This is a genomic window from Ruegeria sp. D3, from assembly GCF_056534465.1.
Map to the genome: position 1 here is coordinate 257,939 of NZ_JBQFPK010000001.1, position 25,189 is coordinate 283,127.

26 protein-coding genes are annotated in these 25,189 nt (G+C 57.6%); 12 read left to right on the forward strand and 14 right to left on the reverse strand.

The annotated features are described in order from the left end of the window. The first annotated feature begins 3 nt into the window (after positions 1–3). Positions 4–399: a TraR/DksA family transcriptional regulator gene (locus ACR0DX_RS01265; protein WP_480844937.1), complete on the forward strand. Its 396-nt coding sequence runs from the start codon at positions 4–6 to the stop codon at positions 397–399. Here the strand turns inward: ACR0DX_RS01265 and ACR0DX_RS01270 are convergent. The 3 genes from ACR0DX_RS01270 to ACR0DX_RS01280 all read right to left on the reverse strand — a co-directional run bounded on the left by ACR0DX_RS01270 (position 380) and on the right by ACR0DX_RS01280 (position 4,494). Next, complete coding sequence (locus tag ACR0DX_RS01270) at positions 380–676, reverse strand: DUF7742 family protein (RefSeq protein ID WP_170354764.1); 297 nt, start codon at positions 674–676, stop codon at positions 380–382. The two genes, ACR0DX_RS01265 and ACR0DX_RS01270, sit on opposite strands and share 20 nt — an antisense overlap. 3 nt (positions 677–679) lie before the next feature. After that, complete coding sequence (locus ACR0DX_RS01275) at positions 680–3,139, reverse strand: baseplate megatron protein TIM-barrel domain-containing protein (protein WP_170354766.1); 2,460 nt, start codon at positions 3,137–3,139, stop codon at positions 680–682. A gap of 473 nt (positions 3,140–3,612) precedes the next feature. Next, a complete protein-coding gene (locus ACR0DX_RS01280) occupies positions 3,613–4,494 on the reverse strand; it encodes a DMT family transporter (RefSeq protein ID WP_170354515.1) in 882 nt (293 codons plus the stop codon). A gap of 372 nt (positions 4,495–4,866) precedes the next feature. On the opposite strand from ACR0DX_RS01280, the gene ACR0DX_RS01285 reads away from it, so the two are divergent. Further along, the gene (locus ACR0DX_RS01285) at positions 4,867–6,123 is read left to right on the forward strand and encodes a DEAD/DEAH box helicase (RefSeq protein WP_170354516.1); all 1,257 of its coding nucleotides are present in this window, start codon (positions 4,867–4,869) and stop codon (positions 6,121–6,123) included. A gap of 34 nt (positions 6,124–6,157) precedes the next feature. On the opposite strand, the gene mltG is transcribed toward ACR0DX_RS01285, so the two are convergent. From mltG to fabD, 7 genes are all read right to left on the reverse strand, one after another. Beyond that, the gene (gene mltG / locus ACR0DX_RS01290) at positions 6,158–7,318 is read right to left on the reverse strand and encodes an endolytic transglycosylase MltG (RefSeq protein ID WP_170354517.1); all 1,161 of its coding nucleotides are present in this window, start codon (positions 7,316–7,318) and stop codon (positions 6,158–6,160) included. Beyond that, positions 7,319–8,584 carry a beta-ketoacyl-ACP synthase II gene (gene fabF, locus ACR0DX_RS01295; protein WP_480844940.1) on the reverse strand — a complete coding sequence of 422 codons (1,266 nt, stop codon included), beginning with the start codon at positions 8,582–8,584 and terminating at the stop codon, positions 7,319–7,321. 195 nt (positions 8,585–8,779) lie between these two features. Further along, positions 8,780–9,523, reverse strand: coding sequence for a 1-(5-phosphoribosyl)-5-[(5-phosphoribosylamino)methylideneamino] imidazole-4-carboxamide isomerase (locus ACR0DX_RS01300; RefSeq protein WP_170354519.1), 744 nt, complete (start codon positions 9,521–9,523; stop codon positions 8,780–8,782). Between the two features lie 117 nt (positions 9,524–9,640). Further along, positions 9,641–10,180 (reverse strand): GNAT family N-acetyltransferase, encoded by a 540-nt coding sequence (locus ACR0DX_RS01305; RefSeq protein WP_170354520.1) that lies wholly within the window; start codon positions 10,178–10,180, stop codon positions 9,641–9,643. 142 nt (positions 10,181–10,322) lie between these two features. Beyond that, positions 10,323–10,556 carry an acyl carrier protein gene (locus ACR0DX_RS01310; RefSeq protein ID WP_008756330.1) on the reverse strand — a complete coding sequence of 78 codons (234 nt, stop codon included), beginning with the start codon at positions 10,554–10,556 and terminating at the stop codon, positions 10,323–10,325. Between the two features lie 208 nt (positions 10,557–10,764). Continuing rightward, positions 10,765–11,502, reverse strand: a complete 738-nt coding sequence (gene fabG, locus ACR0DX_RS01315; RefSeq protein ID WP_170354521.1) for a 3-oxoacyl-[acyl-carrier-protein] reductase — start codon at positions 11,500–11,502, stop codon at positions 10,765–10,767. A gap of 41 nt (positions 11,503–11,543) precedes the next feature. Beyond that, positions 11,544–12,482, reverse strand: coding sequence for an ACP S-malonyltransferase (gene fabD / locus ACR0DX_RS01320; protein ID WP_170354522.1), 939 nt, complete (start codon positions 12,480–12,482; stop codon positions 11,544–11,546). 171 nt (positions 12,483–12,653) lie between these two features. On the opposite strand from fabD, the gene ACR0DX_RS01325 reads away from it, so the two are divergent. Then, positions 12,654–13,880, forward strand: a complete 1,227-nt coding sequence (locus ACR0DX_RS01325; protein ID WP_170354523.1) for a cytochrome b/b6 domain-containing protein — start codon at positions 12,654–12,656, stop codon at positions 13,878–13,880. A gap of 57 nt (positions 13,881–13,937) precedes the next feature. Here ACR0DX_RS01325 and ACR0DX_RS01330 read toward each other — a convergent pair whose 3' ends face one another. Together ACR0DX_RS01330 and ACR0DX_RS01335 are read right to left on the reverse strand one after the other, a co-directional pair. Further along, entirely contained in the window at positions 13,938–14,510 is a 573-nt protein-coding gene (locus ACR0DX_RS01330; RefSeq protein ID WP_170354524.1) for a YceI family protein, read from the reverse strand. Positions 14,511–14,636: 126 nt separating this feature from the next. Beyond that, a complete protein-coding gene (locus ACR0DX_RS01335) occupies positions 14,637–15,155 on the reverse strand; it encodes a hypothetical protein (protein WP_170724420.1) in 519 nt (172 codons plus the stop codon). A 286-nt stretch (positions 15,156–15,441) separates the two neighbouring features. Between ACR0DX_RS01335 and rpsF the strand changes: the two genes are divergently transcribed. From rpsF to ACR0DX_RS01365, 6 genes are all read left to right on the forward strand, one after another. Further along, positions 15,442–15,795, forward strand: coding sequence for a 30S ribosomal protein S6 (rpsF, locus tag ACR0DX_RS01340; RefSeq protein ID WP_170354526.1), 354 nt, complete (start codon positions 15,442–15,444; stop codon positions 15,793–15,795). Positions 15,796–15,823: 28 nt separating this feature from the next. After that, positions 15,824–16,051 carry a 30S ribosomal protein S18 gene (rpsR, locus tag ACR0DX_RS01345; RefSeq protein ID WP_005982441.1) on the forward strand — a complete coding sequence of 76 codons (228 nt, stop codon included), beginning with the start codon at positions 15,824–15,826 and terminating at the stop codon, positions 16,049–16,051. A gap of 12 nt (positions 16,052–16,063) precedes the next feature. Further along, positions 16,064–16,687: a 50S ribosomal protein L9 gene (rplI, locus tag ACR0DX_RS01350; RefSeq protein ID WP_170354527.1), complete on the forward strand. Its 624-nt coding sequence runs from the start codon at positions 16,064–16,066 to the stop codon at positions 16,685–16,687. Positions 16,688–16,836: 149 nt separating this feature from the next. Then, a complete protein-coding gene (locus ACR0DX_RS01355; protein ID WP_170354528.1) occupies positions 16,837–17,313 on the forward strand; it encodes a transglycosylase SLT domain-containing protein in 477 nt (158 codons plus the stop codon). Positions 17,314–17,525: 212 nt separating this feature from the next. Beyond that, entirely contained in the window at positions 17,526–18,227 is a 702-nt protein-coding gene (locus ACR0DX_RS01360; RefSeq protein WP_170354529.1) for a helix-turn-helix transcriptional regulator, read from the forward strand. Positions 18,228–18,323: 96 nt separating this feature from the next. Then, entirely contained in the window at positions 18,324–19,175 is an 852-nt protein-coding gene (locus ACR0DX_RS01365) for an acyl-homoserine-lactone synthase (RefSeq protein WP_170354530.1), read from the forward strand. 95 nt (positions 19,176–19,270) lie between these two features. On the opposite strand, the gene tig is transcribed toward ACR0DX_RS01365, so the two are convergent. Both tig and ACR0DX_RS01375 read right to left on the reverse strand, forming a co-directional pair. Beyond that, positions 19,271–20,602, reverse strand: a complete 1,332-nt coding sequence (gene tig / locus ACR0DX_RS01370) for a trigger factor (RefSeq protein ID WP_170354768.1) — start codon at positions 20,600–20,602, stop codon at positions 19,271–19,273. A gap of 202 nt (positions 20,603–20,804) precedes the next feature. Beyond that, positions 20,805–22,484, reverse strand: a complete 1,680-nt coding sequence (locus tag ACR0DX_RS01375; protein WP_170354531.1) for an NAD(P)H-hydrate dehydratase — start codon at positions 22,482–22,484, stop codon at positions 20,805–20,807. A gap of 170 nt (positions 22,485–22,654) precedes the next feature. Between ACR0DX_RS01375 and ACR0DX_RS01380 the strand changes: the two genes are divergently transcribed. From ACR0DX_RS01380 to ACR0DX_RS01390, 3 genes are all read left to right on the forward strand, one after another. Continuing rightward, positions 22,655–22,993 carry a P-II family nitrogen regulator gene (locus tag ACR0DX_RS01380; RefSeq protein ID WP_170354532.1) on the forward strand — a complete coding sequence of 113 codons (339 nt, stop codon included), beginning with the start codon at positions 22,655–22,657 and terminating at the stop codon, positions 22,991–22,993. A gap of 30 nt (positions 22,994–23,023) precedes the next feature. After that, positions 23,024–24,430 (forward strand): type I glutamate--ammonia ligase, encoded by a 1,407-nt coding sequence (gene glnA / locus ACR0DX_RS01385; protein WP_170354533.1) that lies wholly within the window; start codon positions 23,024–23,026, stop codon positions 24,428–24,430. Between the two features lie 98 nt (positions 24,431–24,528). Continuing rightward, complete coding sequence (locus ACR0DX_RS01390; protein WP_170354534.1) at positions 24,529–25,158, forward strand: MSMEG_1061 family FMN-dependent PPOX-type flavoprotein; 630 nt, start codon at positions 24,529–24,531, stop codon at positions 25,156–25,158. The last annotated feature ends 31 nt before the right edge of the window (positions 25,159–25,189 follow it).

Below are 25,189 nucleotides of genomic sequence, written 5' to 3' on the forward strand. Positions count from 1 at the left end.
AAGATGCCATTTAGTGGCAAAAACGCCAAACGCAAACCCGTGATCCGCACGATAACGAAAATGAATGACTCGGAACTGGTACATTTTAGCGCTTTGATCCTCGCTCGTCTGGACGAGTTGGCAGACAGCACTGCATCGGGCAAAAGCGCGCAGGCTGTTGTTGAGTTGGATCAGCAGGCTGTTGGCCGCCTTAGCCGGATGGACGCGTTGCACAACCAGGCTATGGCCAAAGCACATCAAGCCAGTCGCGATCTGGAACGGCGCAGACTGACCGCCGCCCTGAACCGGATTCGGGACAGCGATTATGGTTTCTGCGAAGATTGCGGAGAAGAGATTCCTGCAGGTCGGCTAAAACTGGATCTGGCAGCCACAAAATGCGTCAGCTGCGCGTCTGGCTAAGATGAAGCCGTACCAGACTGTTCAAAACCATCGCGGAACACTGACAGTATTGTAGATCGTCAAAACTGGGTTCAACGTCCAAAGGACGGATACACGCTGCGGTTACCAGCAATCCATTGCCGAATACCGGATGAAGATGACCGGTTTGACGCATGTACCGATCTGCCAACTCGGCCTCGGTAAGCATGCGCCGACACAGGCAAAACCGGTCAGGTGCCGGCGCACGCAAAAGCACGCGCGCCGCAGCACTTACATCTCTGAGAAGAGCCGGACGTATGACTTAGCTTACGTCAAGGCTGACAGGTAGACCTGGACCATAACTGGCCGAGACCTGCGCAACCTGCACGGTGTATCCTGCGCTTACACCGTCGGCTGATTTCATTGCGGCCGTGTATATCCAACTTGGATTGGCTGAGATCAGTTCGCGCACCAACGCGCCTTCGGCGAGCACTTGCACCAGATAGGATTCCGTTTCTTCGCCTAATGGCACGTCGATACCCGACCAATCATCACCGTCGATGCGCGTGCGACGTATCCACGACAGCTGATCGTCACCCGCAGATTTGGCAACCCGCAGGTGGGATGGCGCATAAGGACGTAGACCATTGCCGTTGAATGCCTCGACCCTGTGGACGAAAGACGGATCGTCATAACTGCGCGCCGCAGGGCCTATCCGGTAGTGCTTGGCCACACGGCGCTCAGACCTCAGCAGGTTGGTTTGATACACCCGTTGGTCCAAAAGCACAAAAGTCGAGCCTTCAGGCCATACCTCCGGTATTTTGGCATCTGTCCCCAGTTGTCCGCGAAGACGGCCTGACAGAGTGTATATACCGCGTTCTTGCAGAGTGGCGCGTTCAAACTGAAACAGTTCCCAGTTATCCGGTGATCCATCGCCGATTGCCGCAAGGTTTGCCCCGTTCAGCAACGCGTCGCGCGGTCGGGATTCCAGAACACCCGCAATCAGTTCGACAGTCAGGGGTGCCCCCTCATCCCACAGCCCGGCACCTGCCCAGCGCATCGGCGACTGCGTGAATCCGACAATAGCTTGCCCGCTGACCACCTCTTGCAAAGCATAGTCCTCATCAGTCGCAGAGGAGTAAACCGCTGCACTTCCCGGCCATGGATCAGCCGAGATCGCCAGATAAGGTGCGTGGGGCACCTCGGATCCTGTGATAAGCGGCAAGTCCAAGAAAACTGGAAATACGGGGACTGGTGCCACAAACGGGTTTTCCGAGACGTCGTTGTCTGGCAAATCGGAAGGCGTATAAACACCCGGTTCAACGCGAACAGCGTCTGCCATCTGCATTTCGGCCTGCTCGAGCCGGTCGATACGATACCGCGCGCCCTGTTCGCCGGACAGGGTGATGATATCACCCGCACCGACATTCAGCATCGAAGGCGGCAATGCAAACCGGACGCTCTCTCGCGACACGCGGGATTCGCTCAGCCACCGCTCGGCGGTTTGACGGCCTTCGGCGCGTGTCATCGACAACGGCATCTCATTGACGGAAACCGAATGGGTACTGGTATCCGGCAAAACGGCCTCTTCCGAGACGATATCATGATCCGCGTCGGACTGGACAAATCGCAGTCGGACACGACCGGTCATCTCCGCCTCGGCTTCGCGGCGATGTTCGATGGTGCCATCGATCTCGGAACTGGCTGCAAGCAGTTCGCTATCAAGCTGAACCGGAGCCCGCCCGTTGCGCATCTGAAAACGCAACACACCGTCGCGTTCGACAGCGTCAAAACCATACCGAAGCATCAGTGGCTGCAACGCGGCGCGCCCGTCCGAAACCTGTTCGATCACGTATCCGCGCACGACCCCGTGCAGCTCCGTGGTGTCGATATCCGTGACGCCCGCGCCATGACAGATCTCGGCGACCACAGAGGCCAAAGTTCGCGATCCCGAGCGCCCATTCAGCCAATGGCCGCGGGCATAGTTTTCGCCATCGCTCCATTGACTGCGCAGGTTCGGAAAGGCGGGAAATGGGCGCGCGTCCCAGGCCCAGACATAGGCATTGGACATGTCCACCATCGGGCCGCTATACACGTCTGAGATCGGGTTGATCTTTGGTTCGGACCAATACCCCAGAACCGCTCGTAGGTATTGAACTTGCATAAAATCGTCACGCTGGCCGTTGGAATACACGGGCAAGCTCGACTCCGACGACTTTGGGTCCAGAAATTTGTTCGGCTGGTTTGTTCCTTTGTCTATCGCGGCACAACCCAATTCGTCTACCCAAGCTGCATCGAACTGAGGCCCTCTCAACCCCTCGGGATCATGCGCCGAGAACGCCTGCGCCTCGGCCCCGTTGGGCCAGATCAGCTTGCGCTCCGAAGCCTTCCACTGAGGTCGCCGGTCCGGTGGCGAACAGCGCAATATCCCGCTGTCGCCAAAGATCATCACATCGCGCACTTGATCGAAAGTCTCACCGACCAGCGCCACCCGACTGGCCTCTCCGCGATCCAACGGTTTCGACCCTTCGACCATCGACCGCACCCATTCGGCCCCCGCGCGCGTCTTACCCGCACCGCGCCCGCCCATGATCACCCAGGACCGCCAGTCACCCTCAGGCGGTAGTTGATGCGGCAGCGCCCAGAATTCAAACAGGAAAGGGAGGGCGCACAGCCCCCCCTCCCCGATCTCACTCAGAAATCTGTCCCGAACCGCAGCATCGGCGGAGGCGAGCCAACCTGCACCCGATTTCAAATCGAGCGCGCTCAAGGTCGAGCGCATATCCCCCTTGGGCAATTCCGGCTTGTTTGTGATGTTGTTCGACAAAGCTTGTCTCCACTTTCTGACAACTTCGGATCAGCCCCTCTAACTGACCGAGTTGCTTGGCTGTTCTAGCCAGGTCTGCATCCTCCCCGGTTCCGATTTGCCTGCGCAGTTCTTCCGCTGCCTGGCGCAAACCGCGAATGGATGTTTCCAGCGACTGCAACAGTTCCGCCGTCTGGGACATCCGCTCTTCCGGGGTAATCAAAGTCATGTGTGCCTGTGACCTCATGCGTGAGTTTTCTCCGCACGACAGAAACGAAAAACGGCCTCCGGGGTCACCCCGGGGCCGTTGCCCATCTCTCCTAGCATGACACAACTTATAGGTGAAAAAGCGCGCAAAGTCAATATGTTGCGCAACACCCATGCAACGGGAACCGAACTGCCCGTTAAGACTTTTAGCGTTTGACCTGTCTATCCACCGGTAAACTCGCTCAGCCCCGAGCGATCTCCAGCACTGCAGCACTCACAATCAGTACCGCCCCCGCGGCCTCGCGCAGCCCAAAGGGCTCGCCCGAAAACACAGCAGCCGAAATTAGGCCAACCACAACCTCGCTCATCAATAACAACCCCACCCGGGCCGGTGTCAGTAAAGTCGCGGGCCAGATCGTCAGAAAGATCATCGGCAGAGTGTACAGCACCGACAGCATCGCAATGGGCAGCACACCGACAACAATCGCGCTTTGCTGTTGCACCCCGCCTGCGCTGAACACCAGGCTGATCAGCGACAGCAGCAGAGCCCCAGTTATAAACGCAAACACCTGCCCCGGAACCGAAATGCCCGAGGAGCGATACAAACCCAGCGTGCCCACCGCCCAGGCCATGCCGGATACCAGCGCCGCCCAATCTCCGACATTGCTGGGCCAAGGGATGCCGTGGCCGCTGCCAAGGACGATCGCCATGCCGCCAAGACCGGATATCAACCCCAAAACGCGGGCTCTGGTCAGACGCTCGCCAAGAAAAACCCGGCCTAAGATCGTGCCCCAAACCGGCGTCAGGTAGAACAGCAGGATGGCTCGAACGACATCCGTATAGACCAGACTGATCGTGAACAGACCAAAGGCCGCACCGGTGAACATGCCGCTGAACATCAAGTCCTGCCAGCGCCGTGCCAGATCGTGCCGGTCGCGCCACAAAAGCGGCAAAAGGCCAAGCAGCGCTACCGAATACATCACAATCCCCGGCCAAGCCCCGTCCAGCCCCTGATCCACGAAGAAGCGGACAGGGATCCAGTACAGCCCCCACATCATACCGCCTAGAACCAGGGCGCCGCTGGCGAGTTTCAGGCTATCGCCCTGCTGTGCACTTCCTTTCATTTCCAACCCCAAACTTCGCCCCGTAGTGTTACAACGCGCTAAACCGCCACTCGGAAATCGATGGCTCAAACTGATTGAGAACGCCAGCAGAATTTAGAACTCCGACCGCCAGTCCATCAGACAAATACTTGACAATGCCCGCGCCAACCCTCATGTGCACGCCATCAGCGCCGCCGCGTGAGCATTCGGGCCTTAGCCCCACCGGCGCACCATATCTCTCCTGGTTCCCCTTCACGCAGGGTTCTTGATGCGACGGCCGGACGGTGCAGGATACGCCTGTGCGTCCCGAGGTCTCGCTAAACCCTGCCTGCCGTGCTTTTGCGCGGTCACACGCATCCGCGCTCAAAGCTGCGGATATCAAAGGATTATTACGTGTTCGACTTTGACATGCTGGGCCTTGCCCCGGCTTTGAACGACGCCCTGAAACGGGCGAACTTTACCCAACCTACCCCGATCCAAAACCAGGCCATCCCGATGGCGCTGAATGGACATGACATTCTTGGTCTGGCCCAGACCGGCACCGGTAAAACGCTGGCCTTTGGCCTGCCGCTGATTGATCACCTGCTTGCGCAACCGGCCAAACCTGCACCCAAGACGGTCAAGGCTCTGATCCTTGCTCCGACGCGCGAACTGGTGAACCAGATCGCGGACAGCCTGCGTGCCCTCACGCAAAAGACAAAACTACGCGTCGCCACCGTTGTCGGTGGCCAATCCATCGGTAAGCAGATTTCCTTCCTGTCGCGCGGCACCGATATTCTGGTCGCCACCCCAGGCCGTTTGATCGACCTGATGGAGCGCGGAGCCGTCGACCTTGGTTCAGTGCGCCATCTGGTGCTGGACGAGGCCGACCAGATGCTGGACATGGGCTTTATCCATGCGCTCCGAAAAATCGCACCCGCATTGGGCACGCCGCGCCAGACGATGCTGTTCTCGGCCACCATGCCGAAACAGATGGAAGAGCTGAGCCAGTCTTACCTCACCAACCCGCAGCGCATTCAGGTCTCGCCCCCGGGTAAAGCAGCGGACAAGATCACTCAGTCCGTTCACTTCCTGTCGCGGGCGGACAAGCCTCGCAAGCTGCGTGAAATCCTCTCCGCCGATATGGACGCTCTGACGTTGGTCTTCTCGCGCACCAAACACGGGGCCGAGCGGCTGATGAAAGACCTCGTCAAAGACGGGTTCAACGCGGCTTCAATCCACGGCAACAAAAGCCAAGGTCAGCGCGACCGGGCAATCAAAGCCTTCCGCGCTGGCGAGGTCAATGTGCTGGTCGCAACCGACGTTGCCGCGCGTGGCATCGACATTCCAGGCGTCGCTTACGTGATCAACTATGACCTGCCAGAAGTGCCTGACAATTATGTCCACCGCATTGGCCGCACGGCCCGCGCAGGGCGCGAGGGTGAGGGCATCGCTTTCTGCGCCCCGGATGAGCTGGACCAGCTGAAGCAAATCCAAAAGCTGATGAAAATCGACATTCCGGTCGCCAGCGGAACTATGCCTGAATTCGCCGAGCCCAAGAAGCCACGCAAACAGGGCGGTTTCCGGGCGCGTAAGCCACAAGGGGCTAAGTCCGGGCCCAAACCCGCCGCCTCTAAACGGCGCCGCCCACGCAGGCGTCCAGCAGCATAATTAAAAAAGGCCGCGTTTCGGACGCGGCCCTTTTTTAGTTGCCCGAGCTGTTCCTCTGGGCTTCAATCTCGCGCCACTTGGCGACGTTTCGGTTGTGCTCGTCCAGCGTTTCCGCGAAAGCGTGCCCCCCTGTTCCGTCCGCCACGAAGAACACATAGTCTGTCTCCTCCGGTGCTACGGCGGCCTCAAGACTGGCCAACCCCGGATTGGCAATTGGCGTCGGCGGCAAGCCGTCAATCACATAAGTATTCCAAGGGGTTGCCCGACGAAGTTCACTCCTACGCAATCCGCGTCCCAACGTGCCTTGTCCCTTGGTAACGCCATAGATCACCGTCGGGTCGGTTTGCAGCTTCATGCCGCGCTCCAAACGGTTGACGAACACACTGGCCACCTGCCCACGCTCATGTGGAACACCGGTTTCTTTTTCGATGATCGAGGCAAGGATCAGCATTTCTTCGGGGTTCGAGATCGGTAGATCACCTTGACGGCTTTCCCAGATCGCGTTGATCCGAAGTTGCTGCTTGTCCTGCATCCCCTTCAGCACGGCCATCCGATCAGTTCCGCGCGCGATGTCGTAGCTGTCAGGCGCCAACATCCCTTCGGCCGGAATCTCAGTCACTTCGCCGGTCAAGGCCCCAATCTGTTTCAAACCTTCAACCACCTGCCACGAGGTCACGCCCTCGGCAACTGAAACGCGATAGCGCGTGTCCGCATCTTCGCTTTTCTCAGTATACGCGGCGGGCACGTCTTCATCGGTGACGTCAAAAGATGCAATTTCGTCAAAGGCCAGAGTGGCAGGATTCAGTTCACGCACACGGGTCTGGATACGGGTCACACCGATGCGATATTCGATCTCAGATCCGCAGGTGCTGGCGCCACTGCTGGTGATTTCGTTGATGATCTGTTCCATCGACGCGCCTTCGCGCACCAGAAAGCTGCCAGCCTTCAACTGCTGGGACCGGTCAGTGTAATCCGCCGCCATACGAAAGACCGTGGCACTGCTGATTGCACCCTGATCCTGCAGAAGCTGGCTGACCTCGCCCATATTCGATCCGCGTTCGACCCTCAAACAGATCGCCGTTTCCAACGGGCCTTCGCTTTTGTACCGCGACTGCCCCCACAGGATCAGACCACCCATCAAGAACAAGCCGACCACTAGAATGGTCAGCATGTTAGATGCCAGGGCCCGCCACATTTAGCTGACCTTTCCGAAGATCACGCTGGCATTGGTGCCGCCAAAGCCGAAAGAGTTTGAAAGCGCCACATCGATCTTGCGTTCGCGCTTGGCGTTAGGGGCCAAGTCGATCGGAGTTTCAACCGCCGGGTTATCCAAGTTGATCGTCGGAGGCGCAACCTGGTCACGAATTGCGAGGATCGAGAAGATCGCCTCAATCGCGCCTGCAGCACCTAACAAGTGACCCGTTGCGGATTTTGTCGAGCTCATCGTTGCATTCAACGCATGATCGCCCAGCAAACGCTCGACCGCGCCCAATTCAATGGTATCCGCCATGGTCGAAGTACCATGCGCGTTGATATAGTCCAGATCTTTGGGCTCAAGGCCCGCGCTGCGCAGCGCGGCCTGCATCGAGCGTTCAGCCCCATCGCCATCTTCGCTAGGCGCGGTGATGTGATAGGCGTCACCAGACATGCCATAGCCCAGAACCTCGGCATAAATCTTCGCACCACGCGCCTTGGCGTGCTCGTATTCCTCCAGGACCACGATCCCAGAGCCTTCACCCATGACAAAACCGTCACGATCAATGTCATACGGACGGCTGGCTTTCTTGGGGTCATCGGCAAATTTAGTGGAAAGCGCTTTGCACGAATTGAAGCCCGCGATGCCGATCTCGCAGATGCAGCCTTCGCCACCGCCAGCAACCATGACATCCGCATCACCTGCGCGGATGATGCGGCTTGCATCACCGATGGCATGCGCACCAGTCGAACAGGCCGTTACAACCGAATGGTTTGGCCCCTTAAACCCACGTCGGATCGACACTTGCCCAGAGGCCAGGTTGATCAGTGCACCCGGAATAAAGAATGGTGAGACGCGGCGCGGACCCTTGTCGCGGATCAGATTGGCTGTTTCCGCAATGGACCCAAGACCGCCAATCCCGGAGCCGATCAGGACTCCGGTGCGTAAGCGCGCTTCTTCATCTTCGGGCATCCAACCCGCATCTTCGCAGGCCATATCGGCCGCTGCGATGGAATACAGGATGAAATCCTCGATCTTGCGCTGCTCTTTCGGCGGCATCCAATCGTCGGGGTTAAACGTCCCATTGGTGCCGTCCCCGCGCGGGACTTCGCAGGCGTAGGTCGTTGTGACCCCACTGCCTTCGGCATCAAACTGAGTGATCGGACCAGCGCCGGATTCTCCATCCAGCAGCCGCGACCAGGTTTCCTCGACCCCGCTGGCCAACGGAGTGACCAATCCCAGACCGGTTACAACGACTCTGCGCATGAAGTGCCTCTTGCCTGCTTCGTGTTTAAGAAACGCTCATACCCCGGCCCGGGGTGTGGGGGCAAGAGCAAGGGTACATTCCGCCGGAAAGCTGTTCGCGCCATCTTGGTATCGGCACACTGGCAAACAGCATAAAAGGCGGAAAACCGCCCTTGCTATAGCTTGAAAGGGCGGCGTCCTTGGGTTGGTCTTCGATTATTGGAACTCTGCGACCGGTTCATGCGCAGCGGTGGCAACCTCCAACGCATCGGACAGTTCCAATGTCTTGCGGAATAGCGCGCGCCCAACCAGCGCACCCGAGATATTCGGGATGTAGGCCAGCCGTGAGATATCGTCGGCAGAGCGCACCACGCCACTGGCAATAATCGGCGTGCGTGACTTTTCTGCCAACCCGGAAATCAGACCCAGCTGAGCTTCGACATCGCTCATATCGCTATCAATATCGGTCACCAGAATGGCCGCAAAAGGCGTGTCTGCAAATGCTTCGACAAATGCGTCCGGCGTAAAGGCGCTTTGGCTGCGCCACCCCTCTGTCATGACGTAGCCCTGCCAGACATCAACAGCCAGAACGATTTGATCCGGATACAGCTTGGCCAATTCCTTCACCAGATTGGGGTCCCAGGCAGCTAACGTCCCGATGACGATCCTGCCCGCTCCCTTGTCAATCCAGCGTTCTACCTGTTCGCGCGTGCGCATACCGCCAGCCAACTGCACCGGGATTTCGGCTGACCGGATGATCTCTTCGACCAGTTCCGAATTGGTATCACGCCCTTCGATGGCGTCGAAATCTGTCAGGTGCATCCATTCCGCCCCTGCGGCCGCCCAGCTACGGGCTGTTTCGGCAGGGTTCACATGCCAGATCATAGCTTCGTCCAGACGGCCCTTGTCCAGCGTGACACACCGGCCGTTCTGCAATTCCATAGTGGGGTAAATCCTCATGAGCCTGATCCTCCGCTCAATCCTTTGCACATGGGATCAGCATACACGCAGTACCGGTCCGCGAAATTACCAGTTTCGGCAAACTGCGGACTTTTTGCGGCATCGCAAACTGCACTGTCAGTGCCGCGTCGGAGGACCGTTTCGCCGCAACAGGCACACACGAGACCCCTGAAAATCATCCTCGCGCATTTCGACATATCCCAACCGCGCCGCCAGTTTTTGCGAAGCCAAGTTGTCGGAATTTACCATTGCAACCAATGGACCGGGCATAATCCGGTCGAACCAGTCATGGGCGGCCTGCGCGGCCTCAAGGCCCATGCCCTGCCCTTGGGCTTCTGGGGCAAGCACCCAACCTGCTTCGGGAAAGTCGTCGAAATCCTCGCCCAGCGCGCGATTGCCGTAGAAAAACCCGGCCTGTCCGATCATCTGCCGATTCGATTGCTGAATTACAGCCCATTGGCCGAATCCGGCCATCTGCCAATGCCCCGCATTGCGCAAGAACGAATCCCAGGCTTCGCCGCGCGACCGTGGCTTGCCCCCGATATGCCGCACGACACACGGATTGCGCCAGATCTCGGCGAACCGGTTGAAATCCTCAGGCCGCATGGCGCAGAGCGTCAAGCGAGCCGTGTTTATCATCGGGGTGGATCGTATCATGCCCTGCCCGCTCTGAATTTTTTTGCCTCAGCGGAAAGGGTGCGGACGAAAACAGCCTCTGACAAGCCCGAATAACGTCCACGCAACAAAAAACGGCGCCTCCGTTGCCCGGAAGCGCCGCTTTTTAGGATTCTCTAAGGTATTAGGACGCTTCAGAGATGAATTTGACGGCGTCGCCAAAGGTCTGGATGGTCTCGGCTGCGTCATCGGGGATCTCGATGCCGAACTCTTCTTCGAAGGCCATGACCAGCTCAACAGTGTCCAAGCTGTCTGCGCCCAGATCGTCGATGAAGGAAGCGTTTTCCGCTACTTTGTCTTCTTCAACACCCAGGTGCTCAACAACGATCTTCTTAACGCGATCTGCGACGTCGCTCATGTCTATTCCTCATTCCATTTCAGGGCATAGTGCCCGGTTCTGCCCTTGCCCGCTCAGGCTGGCCTTGATGTGCCCGTCTGGGCGGTTTGGGTTCCCGATTGCCGGGAAACTAGAAGGCCGACCCTACGGCCGACCCCCGAATTGATGCGCCGCCTATAGCACAGACAACGCCCAAGGCAAACGCTTTCGCGCCTGCCCCGACAGGTGGTCACAACATGGCCATGCCGCCGTTTACATGCAAGGTGGTTCCGGTCACATATCCGGCCTCGGGGCTGGCAAGGTACAGAACTGCCGCGGCAATTTCCGACGCGTCCCCCATACGTCCGGCCGGAACCTGACCCAGGATGCCCGACTTCTGATCGTCGGTCAGCTTGTCGGTCATCGCCGTGGTGATAAAGCCCGGCGCCACCGCATTGGCCGTGATTCCGCGGCTTGCGACCTCGTATGCCAGCGACTTGGTCATCCCGACCATCCCCGCCTTGGACGCGGCATAGTTCGCCTGACCGGGGTTGCCCGTCGCGCCCACCACGGACGAGATGTTGATGATCCGGCCCCAACGCGCCTTCATCATGCCGCGCAGCACGCCTTTGCAGAGTTTCGCGGTCGAGGTCATGTTAACGTCGATTACGCTCTGCCATTCGTCATCCGACATGCGCATGAACAAGTTGTCACGCGTGATACCCGCGTTGTTGACCAGAATATCGACCGACCCCATCGCATCCGCCGCCTGCTTTGGCAGGGCGGCCACAGCCTCAGGGTCGCTCAGATTACAGGGCAGCACATGGGCACGATCGCCGAGTTCGGCGGCCAGCGCCTCCAGCGGTTCAACACGCGTGCCCGAAAGCGCCACCGTAGCGCCTGCGGCATGCAGAGAGCGCGCGATCTCACCACCGATCCCGCCCGAGGCACCGGTGATCAGTGCGTTCTTACCTGTCAAATCAAACATTCTCTTATCCTTTAGCTACGCGCCACGCGACGCGCGGTATCTTACGATTCGGCTTGAGTCACATTCTGCACGTCATCCGGCGTGCCGACAGCTTTACCCGCGATCGAACGGTCGATTTTGCGGATCATCCCGGACAGAGCTTTCCCCGCCCCGATCTCCCACGTCTCGGTCACGCCCTGCGCGGCCATATACTGCACGCTTTCACGCCAGCGAACCGAGCCGGTGACCTGCTCGATTAGCAACTGCCGGATCAGGTCAGGGGCGTTGACCGCTTCGGCGCGCACGTTAGCAATCAGCGGCACGGCAGGCGCTTTGATTTCAACCCCTGCCAAAGCTTCGGCCATCACGTCAGCAGCAGGCTGCATCAAGGCACAATGGAAGGGCGCGCTGACAGGCAGCATGACCGCGCGCTTGGCGCCCTTTTCCTTGGCAATCTCGGCCGCGCGTTCCACAGCAGCCTTCGCGCCAGAGACCACAACCTGTGTCGGGTCATTGTCGTTTGCGGCCTGACAGACTTCACCCTGCGCGGCCTCATCCGCCACGGCGCGCACAGCCTCAAGGTCCAGCCCAAGGATCGCCGCCATCGCACCTTCGCCCACTGGCACAGCGCTTTGCATCGCCTGACCGCGGGTGCGCAGAAGACGCGCAGTATCCGCAACCGTCAGCGCACCAGCAGCGGCCAGCGCGGAATATTCCCCCAACGAATGCCCGGCAACAAAGACTGCATCTGTGATCGAGACGCCCTCGGCCTCCAGCGCCCGCATCGCCGCCATGGACGTGGCCATCAGTGCCGGCTGTGCGTTTTGCGTCAGGGTCAGCTCGGCAATATCACCGTCCCAGATCAGGCTGCTCAACTTTTCGCCCAAGGCTTCGTCCACCTCGTCAAACACCGCCTGTGCGGCAGGGTAAGCCTCGGCCAGAGCTTTGCCCATTCCGATGGTCTGGGCACCTTGCCCCGGGAAAACAAATGCGCGTGTCATTGCAACCTCTTGGATGACGTTAGGTTGCGGCGGGGTGTAAACTGTGTAACCGCGCGGCACAAGCACTGCCTGATCTCTGCACAAAGGCACCGTAGCTGTGCGCCCTGCCCCCTTGAGTCCTGATCCCATGGCTTTAGTTTGAGCAAAGCCACCTAACCCCCGGAGCGCCAGATGCCCTCGACCAATACATTCTCAAGCTATGGCAGTGTCACCAAGGCCTTCCACTGGCTGACCGCATTGCTGATCTTTACCGCGTTCCCTCTGGGGTATTTTGCCAACGAACTGGCTCAGGCGATCTATGATCCGAACGTCCCAACGACAGAAGATGACATCTCACGTGCAGCGCGCCTGTTCTCGCTACACAAGACTGTCGGCGTGGCCGTCTTTTTCGTCGCCCTCGCACGCATCCTGTGGGCCCTGACGCAAACCAAACCCGGCCTTCTGAACGCCGACAACAAGCCCGAAGCTTTTGCCGCGGAAACCGTACACTGGCTACTGTACGGCTCATTGGTATTGGTGCCGCTGACCGGATGGATTCACCACGCGGCGGCCGAGGGATTTGCGCCGATCCTTTGGCCATTTGGGCAAAACCTGCCTTTGGTCCCCAAATCCGAGCATCTGGCCGAATTCACCGCCAGCCTACATTGGCTTTTCGTATGGACGCTTGGCGGTTCTCTAGTGCTGCACATTGCCGGGGCGGTGAAACACCATGTCATCGACAAGGACAGCACGTTGAGGCGTATGCTGCCCGGTTCTGCGCAGTCACCGGAACCTCCAGCTCAGCATCATTCGGCAACACCGGCGTTTGCCGCGCTGGTTGTCTGGGGTGCCGTGTTGATCGGCGGCTGGGGAATCGGCGCATTCAGCCATCACTCTCACGCCCATACCGACACCGCCGAACTGGCCGAGGTACAATCGGAGTGGCAGGTACAAGAAGGCACATTGGGTATCACCATTAGCCAATTAGGCAGTCCCGTAACTGGCAGTTTCGCCGACTGGACTGCTGCCATCGCGTTTGACGACCCAGCGGAACCCGGTTTGGCTGGATCGGCTAATGTAACGATCTCAATCCCTTCTCTAAGCCTCGGCACAGTCAGCGGACAGGCAATGGGGGCTGATTTCTTCGACAGCGCGCAATTCCCTACGGCGCAATTCACAGCCGATCTGTTCAAGACCGAAACCGGGTACGAGGCACGCGGGCCTCTGACCATTCGCGACAAATCTGTCGACGTGGTGTTGCCCTTCACTCTGAATCTGCAGGAAGATACCGCCACAGTGTCCGGCAAGTTGGAGTTGAACCGAATGGATTTCGACGTCGGCACCTCGCAGCCTACCGAGGACTCACTGGGGTTCACGGTCATCGTTTTGGTAGACTTGATCGCGGCACGCGGCGAGTAAAAGAAAACCGCCGGAGCCTGCACTCCGGCGGTTTCAATTTCAACAGATAAAAGCGGTTTATTCTGCTTTCTGCGCCTCAACCGAAATCTGGATTTGAACTTCGTCGCTGACGAACGGGGCAAACTGGCCCAGATCAAAATCGCTGCGGATCAGAGTGGTTGTTGCGTCGAAACCGGCCCAAGGTTTGCCAGCCATCGGGTGTTCTCCGACTTGGTTCAGTTTGGCGTCCAGCACGACCGACTTGGTAACGCCGTTCATGGTAAGATCTCCGGTGATGTTGGCGGTGTTCTCACCAGTAACTTCGATCCCGGTCGACGTGAATGAGATCAGGTCGCCTTCGGTCACGCCAAAGAAATCTTCGGTCATAAAGTGATCTTCACGCGGTTTCCAACCGGTGAACATCTCAACGACTGGCATAGACACAGACACGCTGGACGCTGCCGGGTTTTCCTGATCGAACATGATCTCGCCTTCAAAACCCGAGAACATGCCATAGGTCGTCGAGAAACCAAGGTGATTGTAGTTGAAGATGACCTGGCTGTGGCTTGGGTCCAGAACGTATTTCTCGGCGCTGGCAAACGCCGAAGTCGCCGACACGGCCAGTGCAGCAGCAAGAAGGGTGGATTTCATGACAAACTCCGCATTGTTGTGGATGCAAACCTGTTGGGTTGCTCGATAACAAAAATGTGCCGCCCAAGGGCGGCACACAAGCTTTATTCTCTCACAACTTCTGTTCCTATATGAACAGAATAAAAATCAGGCGAAGATTGTTACACTTCCACTCAGTTGGCCCTTCAGCGCTCGGCTGACATCCGCCGATTGCAACGGCAGCTTCATCAACAAGCTGCCGTCCACGTCGAACAGCTCGACCTGATCATCGCTGAACTTGGCACCACCCAGCGTATCATAGCTGCGGCGCAGAACAGTCTGGGGCCGACCGTTTTCGTTCTTTTGCAAAACGCGCACCTCACGGCGGATCGGATCGAAATACGCATCAGGACGGGCATCCATCACCTGAATGGTCAGAAGACTGACACCGACAACAAGAAAGGCAAGCGACGCGGCCAGTTTGATCGGCCAGACTTCGGTGGCCATGGCAGAGCCCGGAGCGAGCCACATTGAAAATGCCATCACAATCAGGAACGCACCAACCATGCGCGCCAGGATCATGCGGACTTTCCAGTTCGGCGCGAACGCGATCAGAACTGGAACGGATTTCTCAAAACTCGCGTTTGACGCGGTCTGTTCGAGTGTATTCGTATTAATCGCGGTCATTTCTCTCACCCTGTTTCTCAGGTTGCCGACTTGGGTCCGGTGTGTCCGGTTATTGTCCCGGTATGAGAGTTAAGATCGAATTGAAAAGCGTCAGGAATTGGGCGTCGCAGTGAAAATAGCACGACTTCACCAAGGCATATGTGACGGGACTTGCCCCGTCGCAATAAACGTGTATACGGGGCCATCCTTCGCTAATCGTATGAATCGCGCAGCCTCTCGTGGCAGGGTCGCGAAGGACCAGATGGCCCCGCCTATGAAATGCGCCTTGATATAAACAGGAGTGCACATGCCACTGTATGAGCATGTAATGATCGCGCGTCAGGATCTGTCCAACGCGCAGGCAGAAAGCCTCGTCGAACACTTCGGCACCGTTCTGGCTGACAACGGCGGCAACGTCGTCGAAAGCGAGTACTGGGGTGTCAAGACGATGGCCTACAAGATCAACAAAAACCGCAAAGGCCACTATGCCTTCCTGAAAACCGACTCGCCTGCTGGCGCGGTTCAGGAAATGGAGCGCCTGATGCGCCTGCACGAAGACGTCATGCGCGTTCTGACCATCAAGGTCGACGAACATGCCGAGGGCCCCTCGGTCCAGATGCAGAAGCGCGACGAGCGCGAAGGCCGCCGCGAGCGCCGTTGATCAACGCCTGACGAAAGGACATTAAACCATGGCCGCAAAACCATTTTTCCGCCGCCGCAAGGTCTGCCCGTTCTCGGGCGATAACGCGCCGAAGATCGACTATAAAGACACCCGTCTGCTGCAGCGCTACATCTCTGAGCGTGGCAAGATCGTACCTTCGCGCATCACCGCCGTTTCGGCGAAAAAGCAGCGTGAACTGGCCCGTGCTATCAAGCGCGCCCGCTTCCTCGCCCTGCTGCCCTACGCCGTTAAGTAAGGAGAGACTGACATGCAAGTTATCCTGCTGGAACGCGTTGCGAAATTGGGTCAGATGGGCGACGTCGTTGACGTCAAGCCCGGCTACGCCCGTAACTTCCTGCTGCCCCAAGGCAAAGCCCTGAGCGCGTCCGAGTCGAACATCGCCTCGTTCGAAGCCCGCAAGGCGCAGCTTGAAGCGCACAACCTGGAAACCAAGAAAGAAGCTGAAGCACTGGCTGAAAAGCTGGACGGTCAGCAGTTCATCGTGATTCGCTCGGCATCGGATGCTGGCGCTCTGTACGGCTCGGTGACTCCGCGTGACGCCGCAGAGGCCGCGACCGAAGCTGGCTTCACCGTCGACAAGAAACAGATCGCCCTGATCGCACCGATCAAGGAACTGGGTCTGCACTCGCTCGCAGTCAAACTGCACCCCGAGGTCGAAGTCGAGATTCAGATGAACGTCGCCCGTTCGGAAGAAGAAGCCGAACTGCAAGCTTCGGGCAAGTCGATCCAGGAACTGGCTGCCGAAGAAGAAGCAGCCGCTGAATTCGAAATCGCCGAGCTGTTCGACGACATCGGTTCGGCCGCGTCGGACGACGATGACCTGGTTGCTGACGAAGCACCAGCTGCGGAAGAAGACGAAGCAAAAGCCTGATCTTCTTCACTGGATTTGAGAAAGGCCGCGTCATCATGCGCGGCCTTTTTTCATTCAAGGTCCCAACGGCATATTTCAGCCGGAATCTTCCGCTACCCTTGCGGACGAAACCAAGTTTCCTAGTATCGCGACAAACGCCGGAGATCTCGATGACCAAAATCATGCGCCGTAATCTGATTGCCCTGTTGCTCGCCGCGCCTCTTGCTGCATGCGGAAGCCCGGACACCCCGACACGTGCCGCATTTGATCCTCCGCTTTATCCCAATGAGACGCCCGAGTTGCGGGCCTCGATCAACAAATGGGCCGATCACTACGAGCTCCCGCGAGAGTTGGTTCACAAGCTCGCCATCCGAGAAAGCACACACCGGCCGTGGGCGGTGAACCGTCCCTATTATGGCCTGTTGCAGATCCTTCCGGCAACAGCCCGGTCCATGGGTTACAGTGGTGACCCACAGGGCCTGTTGGACGCCGATACCAATCTGGAATTTGCGGGCAAATACCTACGCGGAGCATGGTTGTTGTCCGACGGCGATCAGCAGCGCGCGATTTTCCTTTATGCCAAGGGCTATTGGCCTGAGGCCAAGGCCCGCGGATTGCTGGTCGAGACTGGGTTGAAACCCGAGTGAGACAACTTGTCCTGCAGTCGGCAACAATCCGCAAAATACCGCTGCAAAAACAGGCCAATTCCTACGTATCTATTGCCATTTCACTGCATTAACACCATGCAAAGCGAACTATTTGCTCGCGTCACATCATCAAGGTGACGCAACGTATGCTTTAATTTGGACAGATACGACTATGCTCTGGGGAGAGGATAGTTATCACGAAGGTTAGACACTTGAAGCTCATCGACCTAGCCAGGATCGAACAAGAAGAAAGGTCTGCGGCGGACATTATCAATGCCGTTTGCAACGAACTTGGCTTTGATTACGCATCCTATGCAACTTTCAACCCCGTCAAAGGGGATGTTCAGGGCTATGCAAATTACCCCGACGAATGGAAGATCCACTACGGAAGCCAAGGGTTTCATCACTTCGATCCAACTTTGTACCAATCCATGCTTAGCATCGCACCGGTGGACTGGAGTCGTTTTAGCCAAGATGAAAAGTTTCACACGGTTTTCAAAGATGCCCACGACTTTGGAATTACCCCGCGGGGGCTGACCGTTCCGGTCCGGGGTCCCTATGGCGAATGTGGCTTGCTGAACGTGACCCGCAACTGCTCGGATGAGGAATGGGAAAGACTGAAGCGACACGTTATGGGAGACCTGCAGTTGGCGGCAGTCCAGGCGCATGACACCGTCATGCAGTCCGGGCTTTTGGCAAAAGCCCTGTATCTGCCAACCCTGTCCACGCGTGAGAAAGAGATTTTGCAATGGGTAGCGGAAGGGAAGTCGCAACAGGACATCGGCGATATTCTTTCGATCTCGCACCGCACAGTTGAAGTTCACGTTAGGTCCGGCCGCGAGAAACTCGGGGCTTTGACCACGCCACAGGCGATTGGTCGCGCCATAGGACTTGGAATAATCGCCCCTGGTTAACCAAAAAACCGCTTCTCTACGGGAAACCCCCAATAGTCTCAGATCATAACTTGGTTAATTTTCCATTCACGGTAACCAATCTGTAGGGGGATGGAAATGATCATCGTGATTGATGGTATAAACCAATATAAATTCAAAGACGTCTTGGACGAAATGTATCAACTGCGCGCGCGCGTTTTCGGCGACCGCTTGGGGTGGGATGTGAACATCCGCGACGGTCGGGAAGTCGACAAATTTGATACGCTTAATCCTGCACACGTGGTCAGCCTAAACGACGAGGGGGACGTCGTAGGCTGCATGCGGTTGCTGCAGACCACGGGGCCACATATGCTGGCAGACGTGTTTAACTCGATCCTGGACGGCGAACCGCCTCTGCGCAGCGCGCAAGTGTGGGAAGCAACCCGTTTTTGCGTCGACACAAAGAAACTGGGGCGTGGCAGGGGCGAAAACTCGGTCTCGTACGTAACCAGCGAGGTCATGATAGGGTCGTTCGAATACGCAAAGATGGCAGGAGTGCTGGATTCGATCGCTGTGATTGATCCTGTCATGAACCGGGTTCTGCAACGGTCTGGTAACGCTCCGTATGACTATTTAGGCTCTGCCAAACCAATGGGCAAAGTTGTTGCCATGGCCGCACTTATGGATTGCTCGGACGAAAGGATTTCCGGAATTCGGAAATATGCAGGAATCGCGCACGATGTGTTTCTAAGCGACGAACAAGCACGCACGTTGTTCGACACGACCAAAGCAGCGCCCAAGGCTGCAAACTACGACCGTAAGCCGCTCAATCAGCTCGAAAAGTACTTTGTGGAACAAATGGGTGCAGCCACCTCGAAAGACGAAGTTGACGCTGTTCTGAGGCTGATTGAAGAACTTTCGGATAAGTTTACGCCAGAGCAGAAGTTCGCTCTGCTGAGTACCCCCCGCGCTTTCGCTCATGAGGCCTGACCCCCTCACCTCATAGCGTAAGCCACTCAAGCGGAGCCGTTGTTTCCAGACGGCTCCGCGTTTTATCTTGCTTGCCCGAAAGGGGCGAAAGAGAATTATTCCTCTTCCAAAGCCTCGACAGCTTTCTGCAGGTCGTCTTTGCTGACGTCCTTGTCGGTGACCTGAGCCAGCTCGACAATGTAGTCGATGACCTTGTCCTCAAAAATCGGGGCACGCAGTTGCTGCTGCATCTGAGCGTTCTGCTGCACGAACTCAAAGAACTGACGTTCCTGACCCGGGTACTGACGTGCCTGGTTCATGATCGCCTGAGTCATCTCGGCATCGGTGACTTCAACTTCGGCTTTCTGCCCCAGCTCGGCCAACAGCAGGCCCAAACGCACGCGGCGCTCGGCCAATGTGTTGTGCTCGTCGGTGGGTTCAATCGGATCGTGGTCATGACCTTCAACGTCCGGGTTTTCTTCGTGCCACAGCTGGTGTGCGATCTGTTTGGCTTCCGCCTCAACCAACGACGGCGGCAAGTCGAACGAGACTTTCTCGTCCAGCGCATCCAGCAGGGCACGCTTCATGACTGCGCGCGAAGCGCCAGCATATTCGGCTTCCAAACGCTCGGCGATCTGGCCCTTCAGGGCATCCAGGTCTTCAGCGCCAAACTTGGTGGCCAGCTCGTCGTTCACTTCTGCAGCGACGGGTTCTTTCACCTCTTTCACGGTGCAGGTGAAAACAGCGTCTTTTCCGGCCAGATGCTCGGCACCGTATTCAGCCGGGAAGGTGACGTTAACGTCTTTTTCTTCTTCGGCTTTAACGCCAACCAGCTGCTCTTCGAAACCGGGAATGAAGCTGTTTGAGCCCAGAACCAACGGGTAGTCTTCGGCCGAGCCACCCTCGAATTCTTCGCCGTCAACCTTGCCGACAAAGTCGAATACGATCTGGTCGCCATCCTTGGCTTTCGAGCCTTTACGGCGCGCTTTGAAATCCTGCGCGGTTTCGGCCAGGTTGTTCAGCGCCTCTTCGATGGCTGCGTCATCGGCTTTGACGACCAGTTTTTCCAGCTCGACTGATTTCAGGTCAACCTCGGGGATCGCGGGCAGAGCCTCATAGGACATTTCGACATGGACGTCGTCGCCTTCTTTCCAGTCCTCGTTGGTCATCTTGACCTCGGGCTGCAGGGCCGGACGATCGCCGCTGTCTTCAAAATGCTTGTTCATCGCACCGTCGATGCTTTCCTGCATCGCTTCACCCAGCAGACGCTGGCCGAACTGCTTTTTCAGCAGCGCCATCGGCACCTTGCCTTTGCGAAAACCCTTCATTTCGACTTCTGGCTGCGCTTCAACCAGTTTCTCATTCACTTTGTCGTCCAGCTCGGCGGCGGATACGACAATGTTATAGCCGCGTTTCAGACCTTCGTTCAGCGTCTCGGTAACCTGCATTATGGTAGTCCCCATAGGATTCGGGGCGCGCAAAACGGCGCGCCGGGCAAATTTGACGCCTTCTATTTGCCCAGCCCCCCGCGTGCAAGAGGCAACTGCCCGATCAGCCTTGTTTTGACCGTCTTTTGTCTAAAATTGTTGGTGACTAGGTTCCCGCGACGCGGAAGAGACAGACAGCAATACAAGCCTGCCTCAAAGCGGATCAGGCTTCGATCTTTTTCAAAACAGTAGGCAACTGCTCGGGCAAATCCTCGGCGATCAGACCCGGACCAAAGTTGCACGCGCATTCCACATGCAGCCAAGCGCCCGTTTCCGCCGCCTGCATCGGACTGAACCCGCGCGCCGAAAGGCCCGTGATGAACCCTGCCAGAACATCCCCTGACCCGGCCGTAGCCAACCAAGGTGCAGCACGATCATAGACAGCAGCATTGATCGAACATCGCCCATCCGGCGCGGCAATCACCGTGTCTGGCCCCTTGAACAGAACCACACACCTCGCCCGCTTGGCGGCTTCGCGCGTGGCGTCCACCTTGGAATAGGCCGGGCCTTTGGTTGGCGTAGCCGCCAATTTCTCGGCAATATCCGGGAACAGGCGCGCAAATTCGCCCCCATGCGGGGTCAGAACGCAATTCTCGTGCAACTGCCCAAACAGGGCCGCCGGATCATCTGCAAACGCCGTCAGAGCATCCGCATCCAGCACGGTCGACCGCTTGGCCTGCAACGCAACCGGCACCAGTTCGCGCGCCCGCTCCAACCCCATTCCAGGCCCAAGACACAGCGCATTCAACCGCTCGTCGCCCAGCACATCCGCAAACCCCTCGGCCCCATCAACGCGTTGCACCATCACGGCCGTCACCTGCGCCGCCACCTCCATCTGAGCCGAGCCCGGCACCCCAAGCGTCACCAACCCAGCCCCAATCCGCAAAGCCCCCCTCGCCGCTAACCGCGCAGCTCCAGTTTGCGCAGCGCCGCCTGAGAGGATCAGGGCGTGACCGTGGGAGTATTTATGCTCGTAAAGCTTTTTGAAGAGATACTGTGGCAAGTTGCTTTGATCTGCTTCCGTACACAGCACCCGAACCAGTTTTTCCTGATCGTAGAGCTTAACCAAAGCACTTCGGGCCGCTGAATCAGGCTTTTCCAGTGACGGCAGCCCAATGCCAGCCACAACAGTCTTCCCACAATATCGGGGACCATCCGCGATTAGATGACCAATCTTTCTAGTATGAAATGAAACGGTCAAATCAGCCGAAATTGCGGAGCCTATCGCCCGACCGCTGTCTGCGCACAATCCACTCGGTGTGTCTACGGACACAACCCGAACACCTTTCTTTGTTAGCAAAGTTTTCACCGCCTCTTGAGCCAAAAGGCTAAACGCCCCCCCAAAAGGACGAGTCAAACCGGTTCCAAACAAGCTATCGACAATCAGGTCCAAATGATCCGGGAAAGGCAGATACTCATCCACCAAGGGTGGTGGATCAATCTTTCGAGCTTTGACGGCCCCCAACTCCATCCAACGCTCATAATTCACTCGCGCATCCGGCGGCAGCTTCTCAGCATCCCCGTACAGAAACACCTCAAGGTTCCACCCCAACGCATGCAGCAGACGCGCAACAACAAACCCATCACCGCCATTGTTCCCTGGCCCGCACAACACCACGGCGCGCAGCGGATCCCTTTCATCTGGCCTCAAATACCTCGGGGAGCTCGAGGGGGAGCTCGAGGGGCTGGCCCCTCGATCCTTGAACTCGGGCCACTCCTCATAAATCGCGTCGACAACGCCCTGCCCGGCCCGCTCCATTAGCTCCAGTCCGGTCAACTCACCAGACTCAATCGCGGCCTGTTCGATGGCCCGCATCTGAGCAGCCGTCAGCAGTTTCGTCATCTCAAAATTCCCGGTCGATTCAATTTCGATTACTTTTTGTGCAACCTGATTAAAATTTAAACCTAAGCCCATTTTCCCAACAGCCAAACGGGGCCAAATTCGCAATCCGATTGCCGCCCGATCTTAGACGTGATCACTGCCATCCTTACAAGAGTTAAAGGGAGCCCGGTATGAAGAAGATCGAAGCGATCATCAAACCGTTCAAGCTGGACGAAGTAAAAGAGGCGCTGCAGGACGTAGGCGTCCAGGGTCTCAGTGTGATCGAGGTCAAAGGCTTTGGCCGTCAGAAAGGCCACACCGAACTCTATCGTGGCGCGGAATATGTCGTCGACTTTCTGCCCAAAGTGAAAGTCGAGGTCGTTTTGGACGACGATCAGGTCGATGCTGCCATCGACGCCATCGTTTCGGCCGCTAAGACCGACAAGATCGGCGACGGCAAGATCTTTGTGTCGCCCGTTGAGCAAGCCATTCGCATCCGGACCGGTGAAACCGGCTCGGAAGCGCTGTAATCGAACACTCCAATCAGAGGAAAATAGAGTATGAGCAAGGACGCAGTTCTTCAGCTGATCCGTGATGAAGACGCAGAATACGTCGACATCCGCTTCACCGACCCGCGCGGCAAGCTTCAGCACGTCACCATCATGTCGGACCAGGTTGACGAAGACTTCCTGGAAGAAGGCTTCATGTTCGACGGCTCGTCGATCGCTGGCTGGAAGTCGATCGAAGCATCGGACATGAAACTGATGCCCGACACCGAAAGCGCTTATGTCGATCCGTTCTACGCAGAAAAGACCATCTGCCTGCACTGCTCGATCGTTGAGCCCGACACCGGCGAAGCCTATGAGCGTGACCCACGCGGCACCGCCCAGAAAGCCGAAGCCTACCTGAAAGCATCGGGTATTGGTGACGTTGCCTACATGGGCCCCGAGGCAGAATTCTTCCTGTTTGACGATGTCCGCTTCTCGAACAGCATCAACAAGGTATCCTACGAAGTTGATGCGACCGACGCGTCGTGGAACACCGACACCGAATACGAGATGGGCAACATGGGCCACCGTCCGGGCGTTAAGGGCGGCTACTTCCCCGTGAACCCCGTTGACGAAGCGCAAGACCTGCGCTCGGAAATGCTGTCGACCATGAAGCGTCTGGGCATGAAAGTGGACAAGCACCACCACGAGGTTGCGTCCTGCCAGCACGAGCTGGGCCTGATCTTTGACAGCCTGACCAAGCAGGCCGACGAGCTGCAGAAGTACAAATACGTCATCCACAACGTTGCACATGCCTACGGCAAATCGGCCACCTTCATGCCGAAGCCGATCGCAGGTGACAACGGCACCGGTATGCACGTGAACATGTCGATCTGGAAAGACGGCAAACCTCTGTTCGCTGGCGACAAGTACGCTGACCTGTCGGACGAAGCGATCTACTTCATTGGCGGCATCCTGAAGCACGCCAAGACCCTGAACGCCTTCACCAACCCGTCGACCAACAGCTACAAGCGTCTGATCCCCGGTTTCGAAGCACCTGTTCTGCGCGCCTATTCGGCCCGTAACCGTTCGGGTTGTGTCCGTATTCCGTGGACCGAAAGCCCGAAAGCCAAGCGCGTCGAGGCCCGCTTCCCCGACCCAGCCGCGAACCCCTACCTGGCGTTTGCTGCTCTGCTGATGGCTGGTCTGGACGGCATCAAGAACAAGATCGATCCGGGCGAAGCCATGGACAAGAACCTGTACGATCTGCCGGCCGAAGAACTGGCCGACATCCCGACCGTATGTGGTTCGCTGCGCGAAGCGCTGGAAGCTCTGGCATCCGATCACGACTTCTTGCTGCAAGGCGACGTGTTCACCAAAGACCAGATCGACGGCTACATCGCGCTGAAGATGGAAGAGGTCGAAACCTACGAGCACACACCGCACCCTGTAGAATACGGCATGTACTACAGCTGCTGATCCAAGAATTTTCGATGAAAGTTCTTTCAAGGGCGTCCAACCGGGCGCCCTTGTCTCATTCCGGGTGATCTTCCACACTAGCGACAGGAGGAGATCGCATGGACGCCGAATTCACCAACTTCGTGACCACACCCGAAGAACTGGAACGGATCACCGGCGCTCCCCTGCCCCAGATCATCGCCAAGGAACTGCCCGCGCTTGACCAGATGTGCCGCGACTTCATCGCGACCTCACCGTTCTGCCTGATCGCCTCGGCCAATCCGGACGGGCATCTGGATGTATCCCCGCGTGGGGATCCATGTGGCTTTGTTCAGGTGCTGTCGGACGACTTGATCGCCATCCCTGACCGACCCGGCAACAAACGGGTGGATACCTTTCACAACATCCTGAAAGACCCACGCGCCAGTGTTATCTTCTTCGTGCCAGGAAAGATGGAGACGCTGCGTATCCGAGGAACTGCCCAAATATGCGCTGATCCAAAACTACTGGCCTCGATGACTGTGCAAGCCCGACCGCCCAAACTTGCACTTCTGATTAAGGTGCAAACTGTTTTTGCGCACTGCCCTAAATGCGTGATCCGCGCGAACCTGTGGAGCCCCGAGGACTGGCCGGACTCGTCCAACCTTCCGAACATGAACGCCATGATGGTCAAACATGCCAAGATCAACAAAACGCCGGATGAGTGGTTTGAGGCCCTCAAGCACAGCGGAGAGTTGGACCTGTACTAAGCCCTTTGCCAGACCAAAGACGCATCGTAAG

Excerpts from the sequence above, each read along its gene's own strand:
- rpsR (WP_005982441.1), top strand. The coding sequence starts at position 15,824 with ATGGCCGCAAAACCATTTTTCCGCCGCCGCAAGGTCTGCCCGTTCTCG.
- ACR0DX_RS01275 (WP_170354766.1), bottom strand. The coding sequence starts at position 3,139 with ATGCGCTCGACCTTGAGCGCGCTCGATTTGAAATCGGGTGCAGGTTGG.
- glnA (WP_170354533.1), top strand. The coding sequence starts at position 23,024 with ATGAGCAAGGACGCAGTTCTTCAGCTGATCCGTGATGAAGACGCAGAA.
- tig (WP_170354768.1), bottom strand. The coding sequence starts at position 20,602 with ATGCAGGTTACCGAGACGCTGAACGAAGGTCTGAAACGCGGCTATAAC.
- ACR0DX_RS01325 (WP_170354523.1), top strand. The coding sequence starts at position 12,654 with ATGCCCTCGACCAATACATTCTCAAGCTATGGCAGTGTCACCAAGGCC.
- ACR0DX_RS01265 (WP_480844937.1), top strand. The coding sequence starts at position 4 with ATGCCATTTAGTGGCAAAAACGCCAAACGCAAACCCGTGATCCGCACG.
- fabG (WP_170354521.1), bottom strand. The coding sequence starts at position 11,502 with ATGTTTGATTTGACAGGTAAGAACGCACTGATCACCGGTGCCTCGGGC.
- ACR0DX_RS01305 (WP_170354520.1), bottom strand. The coding sequence starts at position 10,180 with ATGATACGATCCACCCCGATGATAAACACGGCTCGCTTGACGCTCTGC.
- ACR0DX_RS01300 (WP_170354519.1), bottom strand. The coding sequence starts at position 9,523 with ATGAGGATTTACCCCACTATGGAATTGCAGAACGGCCGGTGTGTCACG.
- ACR0DX_RS01355 (WP_170354528.1), top strand. The coding sequence starts at position 16,837 with ATGACCAAAATCATGCGCCGTAATCTGATTGCCCTGTTGCTCGCCGCG.
- rpsF (WP_170354526.1), top strand. The coding sequence starts at position 15,442 with ATGCCACTGTATGAGCATGTAATGATCGCGCGTCAGGATCTGTCCAAC.
- fabD (WP_170354522.1), bottom strand. The coding sequence starts at position 12,482 with ATGACACGCGCATTTGTTTTCCCGGGGCAAGGTGCCCAGACCATCGGA.
- ACR0DX_RS01375 (WP_170354531.1), bottom strand. The coding sequence starts at position 22,484 with ATGACGAAACTGCTGACGGCTGCTCAGATGCGGGCCATCGAACAGGCC.
- ACR0DX_RS01380 (WP_170354532.1), top strand. The coding sequence starts at position 22,655 with ATGAAGAAGATCGAAGCGATCATCAAACCGTTCAAGCTGGACGAAGTA.
- ACR0DX_RS01280 (WP_170354515.1), bottom strand. The coding sequence starts at position 4,494 with ATGAAAGGAAGTGCACAGCAGGGCGATAGCCTGAAACTCGCCAGCGGC.
- fabF (WP_480844940.1), bottom strand. The coding sequence starts at position 8,584 with ATGCGCAGAGTCGTTGTAACCGGTCTGGGATTGGTCACTCCGTTGGCC.
- rplI (WP_170354527.1), top strand. The coding sequence starts at position 16,064 with ATGCAAGTTATCCTGCTGGAACGCGTTGCGAAATTGGGTCAGATGGGC.
- ACR0DX_RS01330 (WP_170354524.1), bottom strand. The coding sequence starts at position 14,510 with ATGAAATCCACCCTTCTTGCTGCTGCACTGGCCGTGTCGGCGACTTCG.
- ACR0DX_RS01365 (WP_170354530.1), top strand. The coding sequence starts at position 18,324 with ATGATCATCGTGATTGATGGTATAAACCAATATAAATTCAAAGACGTC.
- ACR0DX_RS01310 (WP_008756330.1), bottom strand. The coding sequence starts at position 10,556 with ATGAGCGACGTCGCAGATCGCGTTAAGAAGATCGTTGTTGAGCACCTG.
- ACR0DX_RS01390 (WP_170354534.1), top strand. The coding sequence starts at position 24,529 with ATGGACGCCGAATTCACCAACTTCGTGACCACACCCGAAGAACTGGAA.
- mltG (WP_170354517.1), bottom strand. The coding sequence starts at position 7,318 with ATGTGGCGGGCCCTGGCATCTAACATGCTGACCATTCTAGTGGTCGGC.
- ACR0DX_RS01335 (WP_170724420.1), bottom strand. The coding sequence starts at position 15,155 with ATGACCGCGATTAATACGAATACACTCGAACAGACCGCGTCAAACGCG.